This is a genomic window from Candidatus Magnetobacterium casense, assembly GCF_019173545.1.
Lineage (GTDB): Bacteria > Nitrospirota > Thermodesulfovibrionia > Thermodesulfovibrionales > Magnetobacteriaceae > Magnetobacterium > Magnetobacterium cryptolimnobacter.
This window is the reverse complement of record NZ_JABXWD010000760.1, coordinates 1-1115: the sequence shown is the minus strand read 5'-3', so window position 1 is coordinate 1115 and position 1115 is coordinate 1. Positions and strand designations below refer to the sequence as shown.

The 1115-nt window shown below is 53.5% G+C and carries 1 protein-coding gene; it reads left to right on the top strand.

Going from position 1 to position 1115, the window contains the following annotated elements; translation table 11 throughout:
- Positions 1 to 330: 330 nt before the first annotated feature.
- On the top strand, positions 331 to 1115 hold a 785-nt coding region (locus HWQ67_RS19320), incomplete at its 3' end, for an asparagine synthase-related protein (RefSeq protein WP_218254326.1).

Genomic DNA, 1115 nt, shown 5'->3' with positions numbered 1-1115 from the left:
GCACGGCGGGGGTAGAGTACCCCAACACAGAAGATCAACTCTGTGCCACGAAGGTTGCTATAAACAGGATCGAATACCTGTATGGGGAGAGTTGCCTGTCACAAGATTTCATGGCCGGGTTCAAGGAATGAGCAAGAAAGTCCACTACAGTTCGGAAGAACTATGGCAGAAAGAACGATGGGTAATCTGCGGTCAGACAGTGATGAAAGAAGGAGGGTACACCACGAATCCGTTAGATGTGACCTGCAAAGCGTGTAAACAGGTATTGAAGCTCATGAAGTTCGGAAGCCAAGGCGTTACTGCCATCCCTGCCGGGAAATGGATGCAACCGTGAGCCTAGTAGCAGGCATAGTCAACCTCAAAGGCCAGCCAGTTTCTGGCCTGCTGGACAAGATAGCCAGCATGACAGACACCATGAAGCACCGGGGAGAGTGCCAGAACTTTGTGGATGCGTGTCACATGGGCCTTGCCGGGACAGGAACGCAGAAAGACGGTGAGGTAGTCCTGCATGACGGCGTGAATGGCGTACAGGTGCGCTACCAGAACGGCGTACTGGAATGCACCAGAGACCGGATGGGATGCAAGCCCCTGTACTGGGCAGTCGTGGGTAATGAGTTCTACTTCGCTTCGGAAGCCAAGGCGTTGCTGCCTTTCTTGCCGAAGGTGGAGATGAACATAGAGGGGCTGGTGGACTACCTGCACTTCCAGTATTACCTTGGGGGCAAGACGCTGTTCAAGGGGATCAACGAGCTTCTTCCGGCGCAGATGCTGACCGTCAAGAACGGCAAGGTGGAAGCGAAACACTACTGGCAGGTGCGCTATAACATTGACTACGATCACACGCAGCGGTGGTTTGAAGCCAAACTGAGGGACTTGTTGGAGTCGAACATCCAGTGGTGTTTGCAGGACAATGCCGGGGTGTACGTGTCAGGTGGCATTGATTCGGGGGCTGTGGCTTCCATTGCGGCGAATGTGGCGAACTTCAACAGGCCGGAAGGGTATCACGGGCGGTTTGAAGAACAGGGCTACGATGAAAGCCATTATGCCAGCCTTGTTGCCGAAAACTGCGGCATATCGCTACATTCCAAGACCATAACGTGCAAGGACTTTCTTGA